The following is a 19556-nucleotide window of genomic DNA, read 5'->3' on the forward strand; positions in this document are numbered from 1 at the left end:
AGGTTAATACATAATCCATTGAGACTGGTTGATGCACCTCAAACCCAACCTGAAAAACTATTCAACTTCGAGCTCTTTGATGCGTAAACTGTCGCCATTCTCAACCTTTAAATTAAAACTCTGACATTGCGGGCAGCCTGATTGGTGGCTTTCGACTTCCACCATTTTACTGCAATCCCAACACCAAGCCTGCGCAGGAGTATGGATAACATGAAGTTGACACCCCTCCGCCACCGTACCGCGGCAAGCAATATCAAAACAAAAGCGAAAAGCCCCCTCTTCAATACAAGAGAGCGCTCTAATTTCTAACCAAACCCCTGAAACTCGTGTTACCGCATTTAGCTTGGCTTGCTGCTCAATAATGTCTACTGTGCTTTGGCACAGAGCAACCTCATGCATTATGCCCCCTTCAAATGACGAGCAAATAAAGCGCGACGTGCAGGTGATTGCGGAATATTTGGGTCGCTAACAGGCAATGACAGCAAAATCCGGCGACAATCATCCACAAGGTGAATACCTTGCTCAATGCTCAAGCCTTTATCTAATGGTGACATTAAAGAGCAAGCCAAATATTGCGTTAACCCCTCAAGTTCCCCTACGGTGTAAGTCATTTCACCGTAAGGCAGAATTAACCCTAATTTGTCCCCCACACTACGCCGCTGCCAATATTGTTCAGGGCCGGGCAAAATAACAGCGCTTAACATCCATGGAGTGATAACAACGCCTACCCATTGATGTTCAAACAAGACAAAATCACTGGCGTAAACCGGCATAGTCGGATGTAAAAAAGATAAATCATGCATCGATTGCTCTACAACACGCTGAAATGCGGCCTCAACAAGAGGCCGGGGATTGGCTTCATAGCCTTTAATATCATCAGACATGTAAACTCTCTTCTTTGGCAATCACCTCTAGGCCTTCGCTGCGCAGCACTTCAACCACTTTTCTCAACGCGGGCTCAAGGGCAGCTTGCCCCGTTAACGTTAAGCCAATATGCGGTTCAAGGGATTCAGGTACCACACCGACTAAGGTTAGACGTTGGGGGAATTCATCCGTTAAATGCAAAGCCGATAGCACATCTGATAGGCCAAGTTGATGAGGGGAAATTTTTCGGGTAAATAATGCGGGCACTTCGTCATCGCGTAGTACTAAAATTGAGCCAGCTTGCTGGCTCGATAACACCACATCCGCAATAATCAAATGGTCACGGTCGGCCATTGGGCCGATCAATTCCATACCAGCAGTACCACCATCTAGCACTTCTACACATTCGGGCAAGTGATAACGTTCTTCTAACGCTTCCACTATACGCACACCTATCCCTTCGTCACTCAATAAGATATTGCCAACACCCAAGACTAAAATACGCATTACAGCACCTTAACCTTAGTGACTTCACCACCTTCAGTGTCCACAATATGTACAGCACAAGACATACAAGGGTCAAAGGAGTGAATGGTCCTGACTACTTCTAAAGGTTTTGTTGGGTCAGCAACGGGTGTTCCCACAAGGGCTTGTTCGTACGGACCCGGTTCATCGTTAAAGTTACGTGGGCCTGAGTTCCATGTCGATGGCACAACGGCTTGGTAATTTTCAATTTTACCGTCTTTGATAACCACCCAGTGGGAAAGTAGCCCACGAGGTACTTCCCCAAAGCCAACCCCTTTGATGGTGGCATTTTCTGGGAAGTTCGGTTTAACAAAGGTGGTAAAGTCCCCTTTGCCGATGTTATCCACCAGCGCTTGCCACTGAATCGACAACGTTTCATTCAATACACAGCAACGCACGCTACGACCAATAATACGACCTAATGTGGAATGCAGTTGGTCGATGCTAATACTGTTACCTGACAGAGTTTGGTACAGGTTCACTACATCGTTAAAATGTTTTTCCGTTGGCTCATGTTTTGCTGCCAGTTTGCACAGTAAGTCTGCCAACGGTCCCACTTCAACAGTTTTATCGTAGAAAGTCGGTGCTTTTACCCATGAATATTTACCGTCATCATCCCAACCAGTGTAGTCAGGGTTAGTGGTTCCTTCCCATGGCGCTTGTGGTTCGTTTTCTTTGTACCATGCATGTTTGCTACTTTCTTTAATACCATTGATCAAATACTCATCTGTATGGCTGGTAATTGGGCGATAAGTACTAAAGTCACTATTTTCTAAGTAACCACCGGGCAATAAGAAGCTACCATTTTTACCATCCATTGGCATTTCAGGCATACACATATAATTTTGAGCACCTTGACCAACTTCTAACCACTCAGGATAACCCGCAGCAATAACAGCCGCATCGATTTTGTACACTTGCTCAATAAAATCCCCCAAACGATCGATAAAAGATTTCACATACATCAAGCGTTCAAGGTTAAGTACACCAACCCCATCAAGGTTGATTGGGTTTGCCACACCACCAACAGCAAGGTTTTGAATATGCGGTGTTTTCCCCCCTAACAATGCCACAATACGGTTTGCATCCCTTTGGCACTCAAGGGCTTGTAAATAGTGAGCCACCGCAATTAAGTTTACCTCTGGCGACAATTTCATCGCTGGGTGCCCCCAATAACCATTAGCAAAAATGCCTAATTGACCACTTGCGACTAATTTTTTAATTTTATCTTGCACGCGTGTAAATTCTGCGGCGCTATTGAGCGGCCAAGTTGAAATACCGCTTAAGATTTCAGCGGCTTTATTTGGGTCGGCATTTAATGCGGAGGTGATATCCACCCAATCTAATGCAGATAACTGATAAAAATGGACAATATGGTCTTGAATAGTATGCGCGGCTAAAATCATATTACGGATGTACTGCGCATTAACAGGTACATCAATATTCAAAGCGCTTTCAATCGTGCGGACAGATACAATACCATGGACAGTCGTACAAACCCCGCAAATACGCTGCATGATCATCCATGCATCACGAGGGTCTTTCCCTTTGACGATTTCTTCCATACCGCGCCACATAGTGCCTGAAGCCCAAGCCTTAGTGACCTTTCCATCTTCAATTTCACAATCAATGCGTAAGTGACCTTCGATACGAGTGACTGGATCTATTGTTATACGTTGGCTCATGCTTTACCTCGGGCCTGTGAATGGCTCATCGTTGTTTTTTTCAATGCTGGGATAACAGGTAGTAAGCGGACCAATAAGATATAAGCGCATACCTCAATTGCCACAAAACCTATTGAAATTAAAAGTTCTTCTGTTGTTGGGAAGTAGTCGTAACCGCCCCCCGGATTGAACGCGACAAGGGAGTAGCTCATCCGCCACATTGCCGCCCCGATTAACATGCTCAACCCACTGATATATAACCAACGCGAGTCATTTCTCAGCGATGGAATACGGAAAATAACCAGAGGGATCACCATTAACACGGTTTCTATCCAGAACATCATGGCGTAAAAATCGCCATTAAAAATGTGATGTAATTTTTCGCGGTAAATCAACTCACCAAATCGGCAGGCTAAGAACAATATCAAGAGCACTTGCAGAATTTGCGTTAATCGCACAAATAATGGTCGTTCGTCAGCCCCCTGCCCCTTTAAGGCAGCTTGCAGCAATGAACCTTCAAAAATAACAATCGAGAAACCCATAATGAACGCGGTCAACAGTGAGAGCAGCGGCAGCATTTCATAACTTTGCCAAATAGGATGAACTTTATATCCCGCAGAAATCATCAATGACCCCATTGAGGATTGGTGCATCATGGGTAACAAGGCTCCTAATGCAATAATGAAAAACATGACTTTATTCAAGCGTTTTAACGAGACCTTCCAACCAAAACGCTCACACAATGCTGGGGCAAACTCTAAGGCCATGACCCCGATATAAATCGTCATGCATACTGCCGTTTCAAACAGCACCGAATTGGTATTGAAGAAGCCGGGAATATAGAAATAAGGTAAGTTCCAGTAACGCCCCACATCGATAGTTATCGATAAACCACCAAGCGAATAACCGAACAAACTAGCGAGTAATGCAGGACGTACCAACGGATGATATTCTCCGCGATTAAATACGTACACTGCCCAAGCCAGTGCCCAACCGCCACAAGCAAACCCTGTACCAATCAGCAGATCAAAAGCAATCCAAATTCCCCATGGATAGCCGCCATTTAAGTCAGAAACGGAACCGAGTCCAAAAACCAGACGTTTTATAATCAGAATGACACAAATTAGAACCAACGGCCCAAAGACCATTATTGGCCAACTGACTAAACGCCCACCGAGCGGCTGTTCTTTATGATGCGTCGTCATTTGAGTCATCTCCTTCGTGTTTGTCATTCTTGGTATTGCGGTATACCAAGAAGCTCAGCCCTGCTAGTGCGGCTAATGGCAACACCATGCCTTTATAAAGGGTATGCTGCACATATTCAGAGCGAGCGCCGGTAGAAAGCTGGTCTAGTTCAGGTAACCCAAGATTCTGATAAGGCACCCCTGAAAGCACTATCACCTGCGTACCGCCACCTTCAAGCTCGCCATATATGTGCGACTCATATTTAGGTACTTTAATGACATTCGGGTCATTACTATGCAAAGTTTGGCGAGGGTAACCGTATTCATCCCCTGCTTTGAGTGTTAAACGTTTTTTTGCTTCTGCCAGCAGTTCTTCACGCGTACCGAAAATCACTGCTCCTGTAGGGCAAACCTCTACACACCCCGGTAACCCCCCTTTATCTAAGCGCTCTACACCTTTTTGGTTACATAGCTCACATTTATGAATTGCACCAAATTTGTCATCGTAAGCATATTTAGGAATATTGAATGGACATGCCACCATGCAATAACGGCAACCGGTACACACACTAGCGTCGTAATGGACAATGCCTGTTTTCGGATCTTTCTTTAATGCTTGAACAGGACAAACCGACACACAGTTAGGGTCAACGCAATGCATGCATTGTTTTTTGATGTAAGCGTAGCCGTCTTTTTCCTGATCTTTATTAACCCCAGTCCCGCTACTCCAGACCTGAATAATATTATTGGTATAAGGGGTCAGTTTGTCGTTATTTGACCACGTTTGCTCCCCAACAGGGTTGCGCTCAGGGTGGTTAATATCTTGGCACTTAGTGACACAAGCCTGACAACCAATGCATAGCGTCGAGTCATACAGCATGCCAAGAGAATTCGGAATTGGCGGCCGGTTCTCTGCCCCAGCTAAACTAGGCGAGCTACCAGCTAATAGTGCTCCCCCAGCGGAGAGTTTAAGAAAATTTCGTCTATTCACGGTTATTCTCCCCGTGAGTCAGTATCTTGTTGGCGTTTTTGACGACCTAATTCACGCACAGCCATCACACTCACACCAGCCACTAGCCCTACAACGCCACCAATTAACCCCACTGCGGTTGATGATATTTGCCCACCTTCACGGTTATTCACATCAGGCTTGTCCGCACGCGGTGTTGGGTTTTCAACACTCGCAAGTTGGTGGATAGCTTTATGAAAACCCACATTTTCCTCATTACAACCATAGCAAGGATGACCAATTGCCACTGGCCACACGCCACCGACATCACAAAATTGTAATGTGGAGCAATTACCGTAAGTTTCGGGCCCTTTACAACCTAAATGGTATAAACACCAACCTTCACGGTGACCATCATCCCCGAACTCTTTTGCGAAGCGTCCCGCATCAAAGTGAGGACGACGTTCACAGTGTTCATGAATTAATCGACCGTACGCGAACATTGGGCGATTTTTACTGTCTAGTTTTGGAGGTCTGTTAAAGGTAATTAAATGAGCAACTGTCGCAAGGAAGTTATGTGGGTTTGGTGGGCAACCAGGGATATTAATAACCGTTTTATCTTTAATTACTTGGTTGAGGCCAACTGCACCTGTTGGGTTATCCCCAGCAGCCGCAACACCGCCCCATGATGCACAAGAACCAATAGCAATTACCGCCGCCGCATGTTCAGCCACTTCACGGATATGCTCAACAATCGGTTTTCCTGCAACCATGCAGTAAATACCACCATCTTTCAATGGGATAGAACCATCAACGACTAATACATACTTGCCTTTATACTTCTCTATCGCAGCATGCTTGTTCTGTTCGACCTGTTCTCCAAAAGCGGCGGACAATACCTCATGGTATTCCAGTGAAATCGTATCAAGAATTAAGTTTTCCAAGGTGGGGTGAGTAGAACACAGCAAAGACTCTGTGCAGCCCGTACACTCTTGAGCCCCAATCCAAATAACGGGGGGACGTGATGGGTCACTAATAGATTCAGCAATTTGAGCGGCCGCATTCGCGCTTAGCCCCATTGTTGCTGCCAATGCTGTACATAACTTCATAAAATCACGGCGGTTTATACCATGAGAAGAAATAATAGAGTTATCTCCTATCATTCTTTTTTCCTATTATTATGGGTGGCTTAGAACCTATTCATTAGGCAAATTTTGTTTATTATCTTGAGGTTATAAATACCACCACGCCTATGCCCTAATGTGCATACGCCTTTGGCTAGTATTGTTACCGTAAGATTGAAAATAAAACCATGCCTAATGAAATAAGTTCTTATTTAAGTAACCTGATGCATAAATATAAAACAAGATCCTATTCCTACTTGCTTTTTATCGCTTGATCTTTATCAAGAGGTAATAAGAAAATTTATCTTTTTTATATATTTGTTAGAAAAATCGATTCAGTTCGTGAGGATTAAAAAATATAACCATAGAAACAAATAGTCTGTTTAATTCAATATTGCGCTACATATCACATTAATTTAAATATAAAATTTATTTATTTTCATAAGGATAATGAAAACCATTATTTTAAATTAAATTAATTAACCGAAATTTGCGTATTAATAAAAAGCCTATTTTTAATACAGAGAAATAAAGTAAATAAGAATCAATATCAAAAAATAATAAAGATAATAATAGAATATGGGTGTATAAGAAGATATTACCATCCACTTATATAATTTCATTATCATCGTATCTATATTCAATTAAACTTTTAATCTTGCTGCTGCAATAGCTACTTGCCCTAATGATACCCCCCCATCCCCCATGGGTAATTGTTTAGCATACAGTACATCAAATTCGTTCAAATTACTGACCAGCAACCGCCTTAATAACTGATTATGAATAACCCCTCCAGACAGCACTATCCGGTGAATACCATATTGGTGAGCTGACTTTCTAGCAAGTTCGGCAAAACCTTGTGCTAGAGCAACATGAAATGCATGGGCACGCTGCACTTTAGGGGCTTGATAAGCAACCCATTGTTGCCAAAACGTTTTTAAATCCAATTGCTGGCCAATTAAAGGCATACTGACTGGGTGCGTCATAACATCACATTGCGAAGCTAATGCTTCGAGCTGACACGCAGCTTCCCCTTCCCAACTGGTCGCCGCCGTACAAATCCCTAACGCAGCGGCAACTGCATCAAACAACCGACCTACCGATGAAGCTACGGGGCTGTTAACTCCTCGTTGAATCGCTTTTTGCAAACCCTGCCAAGGAAATTCCTTTAACTGCAATGCCATTTCCTGTTGCTGCCACTGTGGAACAAACTGTAACCAATGGGCCAATAAATTGCGCCAAGGCTGCCGCGATGCTAATTCACCTCCGGGTAGCGCTACTGGCGGTAGCCCCCCTAAATGCTGGCTAGTGTTGTAATCGACTAATAAACATTCCCCTCCCCATAGTCGATTATCATCGCCATAACCTAAGCCATCTAGGGCTAAGCCAATCACTTTACTACCATCTAACGGCAAGCCATGTTCTACCATTACAGCAGCGATATGAGCATGGTGATGCTGTACCTTAATGAAGGGAATTTGTCGTTGTTGCGCCAATGTTTCTCCGTAACGGTAACTCACATAGTTTGGGTGCATATCCCCCACAATGACACTCGGTATAAAGCGATAAATTGACTCAAATAAAGTAATCGTATCTTGATATTGTTGGCAAATATCCATGTCATCAAGATCGCCAAAATGCTGGCTCATCACTGCACTATTGCCCCGCAACAAGCAAAAAGTATTTTTTAGATCCGCACCTAAACCGAGTATTGAGGGCGCATTTTCAAACCCTTTAGGTAAGGCCAATGCATCAGGGACATAACCCCTTGCACGCCTTAACATTTCAGCCTGCCCATCGTGGTAACGGACTAAGGAGTCATCAGCTCGCTGCACAATGTCTCGGTTATGTGTCAACCAAAAGTCAGCGACATTCGCTAAATCAGTAAATGCGTCAGCCTCAGTTAATACGGGGGGTTTTCCAGAGGCATTACCAGAAGTCATAATTAATGGCCGTTTCACTTTTGCCATCAATAGGTGCTGTAAAGGGTTGGAAGGTAACATCACACCTAACTCTGTCAGTTTAGGAGCAACCGCTGCACTCAGTGAGTTATTCGCCCATTTATGAATTAAGACAATAGGTGCCGCAGGACTTTTTAATAATGCCTTTAACCCATTGTTAACCTTTATATTTTCATCCTCTAGCCAACCTATGGACGGAACCATCACTGCAAACGGTTTTGTAGGCCGCCGCTTACGTCGGCGTAATTGTTTCACCGCGTCATCGTTCGTCGCATCACAAGCTAGATGAAAGCCGCCTAACCCCTTTATTGCAATAATTTTGCCAAGCAATATTTGCTCCGTTGCCAATAACAGAGCATCCTCTTTTTGCGCTAAAGTTTGCCCTAAACCATCGCAAAGCTTAATTTCTGGACCACACTGCGCACAAGCATTGGGTTGAGCATGAAAGCGCCTATCGGCTGGTGATTGATATTCAGATAAACAATGTGCGCATAATGGGAAGTTAGCCATTGCCGTGTTTGGTCGGTCGTACGGCATATGGCGGATAATGGTAAACCTTGGACCACAATGGGTGCAGTTAGTAAATGGGTAATGAAAACGCCTATTTGAGGGAGTAAAAAGTTCTTGCAAGCACGCATCACAAGTTGCCGCATCGGGGATCACTTGTGTATCCATTCGACCTTCGCCACTACGGCGAATAGTAAAGCTCTCAGGTAATATCTGCCATTGAAATGAACTTGATTGTACGCTTTCAATGTGTGCTAAAGGCGGGCAGTGTTGATGTAGTAATTGTATGAACTCGCTTAAATTAGTGCCTGCACATAAACGAACTAGCACCCCTTCACCGTCATTACAAACATCACCATAAAGATGGCATTGATGAGCAAGTTGCCAAATATATGGCCGAAACCCTACCCCCTGAACCTTACCTTTTATACGAAGCTGTATTCCGTTTTCCACTTACACACCCTCTTTATTACTAAGGGTATATTTTCACGCTAATAGTTAAAGAAAACTTCACTTAAGATCAAAAAAGTATGAGAAATGATGCAATGATGCAATGATGTATCAAACTTTAATTCAGCAACTTAACCACTGATAAATCCATCTTTCATTCGATTAAAGTGACCCGAAAGGTTATTCTGCTAATACCCGTATTTGATGGCATCTAATCCCCCCAATTAACCTCAGTGATTAAGCGAAAATAATAGCACCACAAAGAATTAATTACATAAAAAATCAGAATTACCAACCGATATTTATTAGATAAAACAACATTAAATTATATTCGTTATTGTTTATTCAGTGAAGCTAATATAAGTTTATAGTATGCGTCATTATTATTTACTAATTTACTGACATGTTATCAATAAGAGACTAATAAAATGTGCACAAGCTTATCAATAGTAGATAGTCAAAATCATATTTACCAAGGACGAACACTAGAATTAACTGAAAACTTACCTTCTTGGATAACATATTACCCAGTAAATACCTTCTTTCAGAAAAAATCACCTGATGGTCAAAATGGTATTAGTTATACATCTAAATTCGACATTCTTGCTATAACAACTGAAATTTATTTTGATGGTGATAACCATAATATGTTTCAAGGTTTAAATAGTGAGGGGTTAACTTTTAGTGCCAATATGATCACAGAAGCAGAACTCTCACCGATTGAACCTGAAAATTATTCCAAGTCATTACCTGTCACCTCGATAGGTGAATGGGCTTTATCTAGTTTTAGCAATGTTAACGAAGTGAAAAAAGCTATTGAAAGTGGCTTCTTTTGGTCCCCAATCCTCGTCAACTTTAGGAATTTAAAATCACCATTCCATTATGCTTTTTATGATAAACAAGGTGGCAGTATCGTCGTTGAAGCTGTTAACGGCAAATTACAAGTCTTTGATAACCCAACTCGTGTAATGACTAATGGGCCTGATTTTCAATGGCATTTAAAAAACCTCAATAATTATAGCCAATTATCTAACCTTGATAAGTCAACCAATCTATTAGGTAATATCCGAGTGACTCAGCCAGATAGCGGAATTGCAACTGCAAACCTCCCTTCTTCAGATACCTCGGTTGGGCGTTTTGTTCGTGCCGTTTTTTATAGTACTTACGCACCGCAAGCTGATAATGCAAAAGAGGCAATAAATACCCTTGCCCATATAATGAATAACTTTGATCGCACTAAAAATATCACTGTTGATAATATCGGAGAAGGTGAAGGGAAAGGTGATATTTTACTGTCTGAATATACTGTCTGGACTTGCTTATCTGATTTATCTAATGGAACTATCTATATTAGAGGGTATGGTGAAATGAATTATACTCAATATTCGATTGACCAATTTAGCCATGAAGGTAAAGCTATTTTTAAACAACTCGATATTTATTAATTTAATCACCAATTGTAGAAGATAGTAATCCCTATCTTCTACAGTTTAAAACTATTTATTTAGCTTTAGCCTGTTCATAACGAGGTAATGCTTTTTCTATTTCCCCTAATGAAAAAGCTAAATCAACAGCAGCAATAACTGAGCCAGTATAAGCATCAATACGGGCAAGTTCTGCTGTAAATAATGCTATTTCTGCCGCATTAATTTCAGTCACCGTGCCTAGCCCATTATGATAAAAATCAACGCTTGCGGTATAACTTAACTGAGTTGTTTCAACTAAATTTTTTGCCGCTTTATGCGCTTCCAATGCTGATTTTAACGCGTTCTCAGTTAAGCTCATTTCTCGGATCGCTAACTCTTGGCTTTTTCGTAAATTTTCTTGAGCAATCAGAATATCTGATTGTGCATTCTTCATACGGGCTTGCCTGATCCCCCCTTCATAAAGCGGAATACTCACCCCAAGTAAAATATTTGAAGAGGAAGTACTTTGATTGATACCGGGTAACCCCTGTACATCTAAGCTACTATTTCCCCCAGCAACAGCGCCGGCCAAATAGACTTTAGGAAAATAATCAGACTCAACGGATTGAGTCGTTTTCATCGCTGCTTGCATAAGCTCATAATTAGAAAGTACATCAGGGCGTTGAGCTAATGCATTCCTGATCCTTTCATGGGTCAATGGCGCGATATCATCAGGGAGAACATCTTTGTCGCTATATTGGATATTGATAGACTGAAGTGGAGACATACCAATGGATGATAGCAATAATTGGTACTGGTCTTTTTCTTTCCCTGCGGCTAATACGCTTTGGAATTCTAATTGAGCAACCTGTTGCTTAGCTAATGCAACATCAAGCACGGTCGCAAGACCTCGCGCCTTTTTCTGTTCCACCGCATAAAGGACATTTTTACTGCGCGCTAAGGATTCAGCAGTAATTTTGTTTTTTTTCTGTGCGGCTCCGTAAGTATAGTAAGCCGTAGTAACATCATGAATGACCTTTTGATGAAGTAAATTAAAGTTCAAATCGGAAGCTAGAGCCGCATGTTTTGCTGCATTCGCGAGAGATTCACGCTTACCGAAATCAAACAACAACCACTGAAACGTCACCGCTGGGATAAAAACATGGTTAGAAACATCGATTTTATCAACAAGATCATTATGCGGAAGCTTTACAGTCCCTCGTTGATAACCACTTAATGCTGTTGCTGTAATAACAGGCAAATAGGTGCTTTCAACCATTCCAACATCAACCGCCGCCTTTTTGGCTAATTCCCAAGCAATACGTGTTTCAGGGTTATTTTTTTGCGCAACATCGATAAGATCAGCCAAGTCATACTGCTCTTTAAGTGTTTCATTATGTTCGGCATACAAATTCTCTTCAGGAGAAGAAAGGTATTTTTCGGATTCATATCGTAGCGGCTGCTGGGCTTTTTCCATAAATGAGCGGCTGGTATCGACACATCCGACAAGAAATACGCTCAGAAAAGTAGTGAGCAAATACTGTTTGTTTTTACTTTTTGTTAATTGTGCCGTCATTATTACTTCTCACTAATGAGTTCTTGCATGACTTGCTCTTTTTCTTGAGCTGATAATATTATCGGTAGCGAATTTAATACATCACGTTTAAAGTCACTAATTGATTTAGCGCATGCATGGGGATCTAAATTATCTTTATGATTAAAATAGATAAATTTAGAAGCATAATTTTGATAACTGTCCACTGAGGCTTCAGCTAACAGCTGTTTAAAGAAGCGAGTTAAAGCATCACCTTTATCTTTAGAGTGAGTTTCAAAGATTAACAAGTCTATATCATCTTTTGCTTTTATTACGCCTTCATTAATTGTTGAGACTAAACTGAGCGCTTGCACATTATTCTCATAATTGCCTAATTTAAGTGCCGCATAACTATCTAAGATATTCTTAATTTGCTTATTAATCGTGGTCATGATGGATACGGGCCACACTTTAGTGAACATAATATACATCACTATATTGCCTAATAAGATGCCTAAAATCCTATCGGAAGCGACATCCATATCAAAACTAGGTTTAAACCCATGTAATACCGTTAGCAAAAATGCAAGTCCAACTTGGACTCCTGCATAGGAAATACGCTCATTACCGGCAGCCACCCATGCTGCGGGTAAAATACAGAAGAAAATCAATACCATTAAGCTAAAAATATCGGATAAATGAGGAATAATATAAAGTAACGAAATAATCCCAATCAGTGCACCAATTAAACACCCCGTGATACGCAGTGTCAGTTTATGCACAGTTTCACCAACTGATGTTAATGCGACAACATAGCAAGTGATCATCGCCGTATGGATGCCTTGCCATTCAAAAAAGTCATAAAGAACGTAACATATCAGTGCTGCGCAAGTGGTTTTTATTGCAAAATATTTATGATTAGGATTAGTAAAAGCATCCTCAACAAAAAACGGCATTTTCGTTTTTGGGTCACTGAATGTTTTATTCTTAAATAAAATATTTAGGAAATCATCCAATAACTGTTGATTGCTCTTATTAGTTGGTTTGCTATCTTTAAGGTTTTCTAACTGTTCAAGTTGATTTGTAGATAAACACTGTGCAATAAATTGGCATTTTTCTGATAGCTCAATACGCACTGCTGATGATGTATCATCCGGTAAATTCAAAGACATGATCAGTATTTCATAGGAATTATCAATCATGCTATCTAGCCATTGTATTTCTTTTTTCCCTTTTAGGAAAAAAAGCTTAATAAACATTAAATAACGTTTGCATTCAGACTGAGTAGCTAAAGCTTCGGTTATTTTAATTGGCTGGAGCTTATCCCCTAAAAAAAATTGATGCGCACTTAAAAAGCGCTCTGACAATTTATTGAGTAATAATTTTCTTGGGCTAATACCAAAAAAATAATTAAAGATAATAACCAGTAACATAGGTGATACTGCCATTAAGAGAGCATACAGCAGCCCCCTAGTTGCAGCATCGCCAAAAGGAATATCATCAATTAATGTCATTAAAAATGCGATCACAAGCGCGATTAAATTACCAATATCGCCCAAACTACTGGCGGAAGATAAATACATAAATAAGCCAGAAAATAACGCCATAAAGAAAAAGCGTAACATCACATTTTGAATGGTTAAGTTAAATAATATAAAAATCACACAAACAGCAATACTGCATAAGACTATGACACCGATACACAATAGTATGTTTTCAACTGCGTCAGACTTAACAAGGTAAATGATCAGGTAACAACTGATCGCCGACTCTGGTATTTCGTATAACATGGCAATACCTGCCATTAATGCGCAGAGTAGAGAAATACGCCACGCCGTCGAAAACCGAAACTCGAATGGCAACAAATCCTGCTTTATTTGTTGAAAAACTAGTGAAGTTTTAGCAGTCATCATCTTTAGATACTATATTAACAGTAGCTGTGGCACCTATTCGCATTAATTCCTTAGGTGGATTATTTAAAATCACCCTGACAGGAAAACGTTGTTCGACTCGTACCCAATTTAGTGATTTAGGCACATAAGGCAAATCCCTAGGAATATTGAGCAAATCAGTAGACATAACCCCCCAACCTGTACCTTGCACTTTACCTTTAATTGGCTGCTTATTATTGATCATAGAGTAAACTACTGCACAGCTCCCCATCTGAATATTGCCTAACTCCGTTTCTTTAAAGTAAGCAGATGCAAACCATGTATCAGTATCTATTAATGTAAATATAGACTGGCCTGATAACACAAACTCACCAGCAGACATGGTTAACCCGACGATATAACCATTACTCGGTGCTTTGATTTCCGTATTACTTAATTCCCACTCCGCCATAGCCAATGACATTTTTAATGACTGAACGAGAGCCTCTTCGGATTTGGTATTATTAATTAATGCTTCAGAAGCTACATTTTGTTTTTGGGCTTGTTTTAAGCTGACTTCTGCATCACGTTTTAAAGTACGTGCATCATCAACCTGTTGAGCAGTCACGAAACCTTTAGCTAATAAAGGCTCTAAACGTTTTAATGACTGTGTGGCAAGAGCAAGATTAACTTGTGCACGTTTGATTTGTTCTTCTGCTACTTCAGAATTTGAAGTTTCAGCAACGATGATCCTCTTTTTATTACTGAGGGCTGCTTCTGCAACAAGTAATTCAGCTCGAGCTTGATCCGCTCGCAACTGGTACATGGTAGGGTCGATCGTAAATAATAGGTCACCTTCCTTGACCTCCATGTTTTCTTTAACATGAAATTGGCTGATCCGCCCAGGTACCACAGAAGATATATTGATTTTATTTGCCTCAATCACCGCATCTTCACTTAATGGGTTCAAAACTGATGATTGCAGGCTTTTCCATAGCAAAAGCAATAGAGCCACAAACACACCGATTGTGATAATGATTGCGAGCTTTTTTTTATTTTCTGTATTCATAATTTAATGAGAGAAATAAAGTAAAGATATTGTAATGGCAATCGATAGCAAGACACCAAAGTAAAACAGCAAGGGCAACGGTAACTTATCATCGATTTCTAAGCGGACCAGAAGAACACGTAATAACACTGCGCCTATTAGTCCAATTAAGACACACAACATCCAATAAGGAAAATAAGCACCTAGCATAGGAAATAGTGGGGAGTTTCCCTGTGTACAGCCTACTAATAAAAAAGCTAGCAAGCTAATGCTAAAATGATGACAATATTTTTTAAGCAAGTTCACATCAATATTACCTATCATTATATGATTATTAATTGATTGCTTATTACTATAGCGTTTTTTTTATGATTATAAAATAAATAAATTTCAACTAGATAAACATTGGTTTTATTTTTTATTAACTGAGTTTCACCGACTCCCCACCCGTCAAAAAAAAGCTCAATAACAACCCAATACATTGATTAATAAGCATATACATTAATCAAATCAGTATAAGACCATACTGGTTATAATGTTGAACAAGTACAATATTATGCAAAGTTCAATATCAAATTAACCGCTTAAACTGATTAACTAAGCCTATTAAACGGAAATATGAACTAATTTAACTATCTCGATATGATTTAACACTAGAAATTTAAAACAATTTTACTCTTGGCCTATTTCAGGTAACAATTAGACTGTCTTATTATGACAATCAAAAATAACCGCTCCAAAAATTAACTTTAAAACTTTATTAAAACGAAAGTCGACCACATCAATTTATATATCATCGGTATATATTCCCCCTAAAAATTTAATTCATATAGTCGAATTAGATAGTTATATTAATACCATCGAGTCATTAAACAGCGTTATCCGTCATGCTATAAAGAAACGTAAGGTCTTCCCCAGCGATGACTCTGTGCCGAAAGTGATTTATTTAGCAATTGAATCTACCTCTAAAAAATGGAGTATGCCAATTAAAAGCTGAAAATAGGTAATGAGGCGTTTTATTAGTTGTAAAAATTAACTGGCTAAAACTAAAAAGGCAAAATAAAGCAATATGGGTCTCACGTTGCCTGCCTTGGTACTTCTACAGCATAACAAGCCTTAAATAATAAAAATCCAACTCAGAATGCTTCCATCACACAAGCAAGGCTTTCAATCATCAGCACCATGTTGGTTGATTTGATAATCACTACGTTTCACAAATACTCGCTCAACCATAGTAAATGTTATACTTAATAGCCATGATGATGGATCGCCCTGCCATGAGAAGGCCCCACGATTAATCAAAGAGTAATGATGAAACGTATTAAGATCATTATTAAATGTTTCCACGCAATATCTATAAAATTTTTCCGACAGGGATCTCACGGTTAAAAGGACACCAGCTTACCTTAGAATTTCTTCTGGACTCGGTTATCGGAACAATATGTCTTTTCTAAACGACTCTGAACACCTAGCGCTAATACCCCAAGTATAAGCCACAACCAAAAGTAAAGCATTAAGACAAACGGTTAGTTAAACCCGCCACATGCATATAATTTAACTGCCAAAAAAACTTATTATTCGTGTAAAACCATTCAGATAAATCTATTTTATGCTAAATGCGTCAAAATTTTTAAATAATAAATTTGTTTTTATTTATAACAATCGGTTAGCTTAAGGTAAATAAATTGGCATTAGCGTGGATAACCTTACTCTAGCATTTCATTTTCGGTTGCCACAAAGCATCTGAAAGGAATACGTCATGAGCTTGTTCGACATTGTCATTAAGCCGTTTCAATCCCATAATCGCTACCAGCTTGCTGTACAAGGTTGCCAGACCCACTTAGACGTTGAGCACTTCACGGGACGTGAAGCCATTAGTGAAACTTATCGTTATCAGATTACCTTTACCTCCCCAAACAAAAACCTGCAAGCGCAACAATTTCTACGCCGCAGTGCTGATTTTACCTTTTCATCGCCTACCCTGCCATTGGCTATGCTGAACACATTGAATGAGCCGCAAAAACGTGTTCATGGCGTGATCACCCACTTCAAGCGGCTGTCTGGCTCCGCTGATGAAACACAATACCAAATTGTGATAGAACCGTTTGTCTCCTTATTACGCCACCAAATGCGCACTCACCGCTTCTTCTTAAATAAATCCGTGCCAGACGTCATTGACCTCATCTTACGTGAGCATGACATGAAAGGCTGGGAATTTGAGTTTCATTTGCAGCGTCAATACCCAAAGCGGGAGCAAATTAACCAAATCAATGAGAGTGATTGGCAGTTTATTGAACGCCTGCTAAGTGAAGTGGGGATTTTCTATTCGTTCAGTTTGCAACCGGATACCAAAACCGAAGTTATTCATTTTGGGGATAGCCAACGAGCCTATGTGTATGACCTCAAGCTACCTCTCAATAGCCCATCAGGGATGAATGACGAGGGTGTAGAAAGTGTCTGGGGGTTATCACTACGTCATCAAGTGGTTGAGCGCAGTGTCACCACCAAAGATTACAATCACCGCCAAGCGATGCAAACTCTGCAATCGATTGAAACGGATATGACTCGAGGTGAGGGAGAGGACATCCACTACGGCGATGTCTACCATTATAAACCTCGTCACCTTGAGCGCGGTGAGAAGTACCAACCTGAAACGGAAACCGCTCACTTTTGGTCACGCCTTGACCATGAACGCTTTTTGGTTCGTCAAACTCAACTGTACGGTAAAAGTAATTCACCGATGCTAACGCCGCTATTGGTGCTCAAAATTACCGATAACCAACTGCCTTCAACATTACCGTCTGACTTTCAATCTGAAATCCTCCTGAGCCGCCTGCGATTTTCAGGTAGCCGCAGCAGTGCCTTAGTCGTGCAGTTTGAAGCAACGTCGTACACCGAAGCTTTGTGCTGGCGACCAGCTCTTAAACCTCGCCCCGTGATTGCAGGTACGTTAATGGCGCGGATTACTAGCGCCAAGCCACATGATATCTATGCCCATCAAAATGAACATGGATTTTATTGGGTTAAATTCGATGCCGACCGTGATGAAAAGCCCACTGGGTATGAAAGCATGCCTGTGCGGCTGGCGAAACCCTACGCAGGCGATACCTACGGCATGCACTTCCCCTTAATCCAAGGGACAGAAGTTGCCATTGGGTTCCATCAGGGCGACCCGGATAGGCCGTATATCGCCCATGCGTTGCATGACTCGCATCGTCCCGACCACATCACCGACAAAAATAATACCCGCAATGTCATTCGTACTCCGGCAAATAATAAGCTACGCATGGAAGACAAACGCGGGGAAGAACACATCAAATTCAGCACCGAATACGGGGGGAAATCGCAACTCAATTTAGGGCATCTGGTTAATCAAGGGCGTGAAAAGCGCGGTGATGGCTTTGAGCTGCGAACCGACAGCTGGGGCGCTATTCGAGCAGGAAAAGGGCTGTTTATCAGCACAGATTTACGCACGAAAGCCTCGTCTGAACAACTGGATATGCGCGAAGCCAAGCAACAGCTTGATGATGCGCTGAATTTAGTCAGTTCGCTACGCGAAGCGGCAGAGGTGGCAAAAGCCGAACTAGCAGATTTAAAAGCGCAACAAACGTTACTGACTCAATCTATTGATAAATTGCAGCAAGCGGCGTTATTACTCAGCGCCCCTGCAGGTATTGCTCTCACCTCCCCGAAAACGGTGCAGGCTCACAGCGGTGAAAACATTACCCTGACGGCCAATAAACAGACTGATATCTCGGTAGGTAAAAAAATCACCTTAGCGGCAGGTCAAGCGATTAGTTTGTTTGCCCATACTTTGGGTATAAAAGCCTTCGCGGCTAAAGGCAAGGTGGAAATCCAAGCGCAAAGCGATGAAATGCACCTCACCTCACTCAAAGACATGACCATCACCAGCACGGGCGGTAAAACTGTCGTCGCCGCTAAAGATGAGTTATTGCTGACCTGCGGTGGTGCTTATATTCGCTTGAAAGGTGGGCAGATTGAGTACGGCAGCCCCAGCAACCAAACCGTCAAAGCAACTAACTGGGTGGTTGAAGGAGCGGCTTCAATGGATGTCACTCATCCACAGTTTCCGCAATCAATGCCAAAACAAACCTTGCGCTTTCAACTGAGCTCCTCTCCGCAGAGTCCGATGAAGGCGCGTGCTTTTGAGCCGTATGAACTGTATGCCAACGGAGCGCTTATTTTAAAAGGTATAAGTGATGCGCAAGGTAATGTCCAAATTGACCATGATATTCCCACAGATAGCTATCAACTATACCTACTCAGTGGCGATCGTTATGACATTACAGTGCCACCACCTGCTGAAGATGATGACAGTAACGAGCCTACAGTCAATATTGGATTTAGACCAAGCGCACCTAGCCAAGAGCGTGAAAATGCACGTATTGGCGATGCTTGGGGTCAAAACCTTTCAGAGTTTTTAACCGCATTCAAAAAGGATAAGTAAT

The 19556-nt window shown here is 41.3% G+C and carries 14 protein-coding genes and 1 pseudogene; 3 read left to right on the top strand and 12 right to left on the bottom strand.

The window, feature by feature from the left end:
• Window positions 1–57 precede the first annotated feature (57 nt).
• The 8 genes from hypA to hypF form a co-directional block, all read right to left on the bottom strand.
• Window positions 58–399 carry a hydrogenase maturation nickel metallochaperone HypA gene (gene hypA / locus ACHB7C_RS16875; protein ID WP_395347986.1) on the bottom strand — a complete coding sequence of 114 codons (342 nt, stop codon included), beginning with the start codon at window positions 397–399 and terminating at the stop codon, window positions 58–60.
• Window positions 399–884 (bottom strand): hydrogenase-2 assembly chaperone, encoded by a 486-nt coding sequence (hybE, locus tag ACHB7C_RS16880; RefSeq protein WP_048606210.1) that lies wholly within the window; start codon window positions 882–884, stop codon window positions 399–401. Before hybE ends, hypA begins: the two co-directional genes overlap by 1 nt.
• A complete protein-coding gene (locus tag ACHB7C_RS16885) occupies window positions 877–1371 on the bottom strand; it encodes a HyaD/HybD family hydrogenase maturation endopeptidase (protein WP_042846121.1) in 495 nt (164 codons plus the stop codon). The genes hybE and ACHB7C_RS16885 overlap by 8 nt, the downstream gene beginning before the upstream one ends.
• Window positions 1371–3074 (bottom strand): hydrogenase 2 large subunit, encoded by a 1704-nt coding sequence (hybC, locus tag ACHB7C_RS16890; RefSeq protein ID WP_042846122.1) that lies wholly within the window; start codon window positions 3072–3074, stop codon window positions 1371–1373. Before hybC ends, ACHB7C_RS16885 begins: the two co-directional genes overlap by 1 nt.
• Entirely contained in the window at window positions 3071–4258 is a 1188-nt protein-coding gene (hybB, locus tag ACHB7C_RS16895; RefSeq protein ID WP_042846124.1) for a Ni/Fe-hydrogenase cytochrome b subunit, read from the bottom strand. The genes hybC and hybB overlap by 4 nt, the downstream gene beginning before the upstream one ends.
• On the bottom strand, window positions 4242–5228 hold the full coding sequence (gene hybA, locus ACHB7C_RS16900) for a hydrogenase 2 operon protein HybA (protein ID WP_048606208.1): 987 nt from the start codon (window positions 5226–5228) through the stop codon (window positions 4242–4244). Before hybA ends, hybB begins: the two co-directional genes overlap by 17 nt.
• Before the next feature lie 2 nt (window positions 5229–5230).
• Complete coding sequence (hybO, locus tag ACHB7C_RS16905) at window positions 5231–6349, bottom strand: hydrogenase 2 small subunit (RefSeq protein WP_042846126.1); 1119 nt, start codon at window positions 6347–6349, stop codon at window positions 5231–5233.
• Between the two features lie 605 nt (window positions 6350–6954).
• Window positions 6955–9231, bottom strand: a complete 2277-nt coding sequence (hypF, locus tag ACHB7C_RS16910; RefSeq protein ID WP_395347991.1) for a carbamoyltransferase HypF — start codon at window positions 9229–9231, stop codon at window positions 6955–6957.
• A 425-nt stretch (window positions 9232–9656) separates the two neighbouring features.
• Here hypF and ACHB7C_RS16915 point away from each other — a divergent pair, with 425 nt between their 5' ends.
• Window positions 9657–10673, top strand: coding sequence for a linear amide C-N hydrolase (locus ACHB7C_RS16915; RefSeq protein WP_042846142.1), 1017 nt, complete (start codon window positions 9657–9659; stop codon window positions 10671–10673).
• Between the two features lie 55 nt (window positions 10674–10728).
• Here ACHB7C_RS16915 and ACHB7C_RS16920 read toward each other — a convergent pair whose 3' ends face one another.
• Genes ACHB7C_RS16920 through ACHB7C_RS16935 form a run of 4 tightly spaced genes read right to left on the bottom strand, consistent with a single transcriptional unit; the run spans window position 10729 to window position 15411 of the window.
• Window positions 10729–12210: a TolC family protein gene (locus ACHB7C_RS16920; protein ID WP_042846143.1), complete on the bottom strand. Its 1482-nt coding sequence runs from the start codon at window positions 12208–12210 to the stop codon at window positions 10729–10731.
• Between the two features lie 2 nt (window positions 12211–12212).
• Complete coding sequence (locus ACHB7C_RS16925) at window positions 12213–14081, bottom strand: FUSC family protein (RefSeq protein ID WP_166685118.1); 1869 nt, start codon at window positions 14079–14081, stop codon at window positions 12213–12215.
• Window positions 14068–15108 carry a multidrug transporter subunit MdtN gene (gene mdtN, locus ACHB7C_RS16930; RefSeq protein WP_272579404.1) on the bottom strand — a complete coding sequence of 347 codons (1041 nt, stop codon included), beginning with the start codon at window positions 15106–15108 and terminating at the stop codon, window positions 14068–14070. Before mdtN ends, ACHB7C_RS16925 begins: the two co-directional genes overlap by 14 nt.
• Window positions 15109–15111: 3 nt before the next feature.
• A complete protein-coding gene (locus ACHB7C_RS16935) occupies window positions 15112–15411 on the bottom strand; it encodes a YtcA family lipoprotein (protein WP_208291984.1) in 300 nt (99 codons plus the stop codon).
• A 529-nt stretch (window positions 15412–15940) separates the two neighbouring features.
• Between ACHB7C_RS16935 and ACHB7C_RS16940 the strand changes: the two are divergent.
• Both ACHB7C_RS16940 and ACHB7C_RS16945 read left to right on the top strand, forming a co-directional pair.
• Window positions 15941–16084 (top strand): annotated as a pseudogene (locus ACHB7C_RS16940) (transposase); the annotation flags it as partial.
• Between the two features lie 762 nt (window positions 16085–16846).
• Window positions 16847–19555: a type VI secretion system tip protein VgrG gene (locus tag ACHB7C_RS16945; protein WP_198860911.1), complete on the top strand. Its 2709-nt coding sequence runs from the start codon at window positions 16847–16849 to the stop codon at window positions 19553–19555.
• The last annotated feature ends 1 nt before the right edge of the window (window position 19556 follow it).

This window comes from Providencia sp. 2024EL-00732, assembly GCF_044006275.1.
Lineage (GTDB): Bacteria > Pseudomonadota > Gammaproteobacteria > Enterobacterales > Enterobacteriaceae > Providencia > Providencia huashanensis.

What these genes read in the sequence shown, in the direction of transcription:
- hybO (WP_042846126.1), bottom strand. Translation starts at nt 6,349, where the DNA reads ATGATAGGAGATAACTCTATTATTTCTTCTCATGGTATAAACCGCCGT.
- ACHB7C_RS16945 (WP_198860911.1), top strand. Translation starts at nt 16,847, where the DNA reads ATGAGCTTGTTCGACATTGTCATTAAGCCGTTTCAATCCCATAATCGC.
- hybE (WP_048606210.1), bottom strand. Translation starts at nt 884, where the DNA reads ATGTCTGATGATATTAAAGGCTATGAAGCCAATCCCCGGCCTCTTGTT.
- mdtN (WP_272579404.1), bottom strand. Translation starts at nt 15,108, where the DNA reads ATGAATACAGAAAATAAAAAAAAGCTCGCAATCATTATCACAATCGGT.
- ACHB7C_RS16885 (WP_042846121.1), bottom strand. Translation starts at nt 1,371, where the DNA reads ATGCGTATTTTAGTCTTGGGTGTTGGCAATATCTTATTGAGTGACGAA.
- hybC (WP_042846122.1), bottom strand. Translation starts at nt 3,074, where the DNA reads ATGAGCCAACGTATAACAATAGATCCAGTCACTCGTATCGAAGGTCAC.
- hybB (WP_042846124.1), bottom strand. Translation starts at nt 4,258, where the DNA reads ATGACGACGCATCATAAAGAACAGCCGCTCGGTGGGCGTTTAGTCAGT.
- ACHB7C_RS16935 (WP_208291984.1), bottom strand. Translation starts at nt 15,411, where the DNA reads ATGATAGGTAATATTGATGTGAACTTGCTTAAAAAATATTGTCATCAT.
- ACHB7C_RS16920 (WP_042846143.1), bottom strand. Translation starts at nt 12,210, where the DNA reads ATGACGGCACAATTAACAAAAAGTAAAAACAAACAGTATTTGCTCACT.
- ACHB7C_RS16925 (WP_166685118.1), bottom strand. Translation starts at nt 14,081, where the DNA reads ATGATGACTGCTAAAACTTCACTAGTTTTTCAACAAATAAAGCAGGAT.
- ACHB7C_RS16915 (WP_042846142.1), top strand. Translation starts at nt 9,657, where the DNA reads ATGTGCACAAGCTTATCAATAGTAGATAGTCAAAATCATATTTACCAA.
- hypA (WP_395347986.1), bottom strand. Translation starts at nt 399, where the DNA reads ATGCATGAGGTTGCTCTGTGCCAAAGCACAGTAGACATTATTGAGCAG.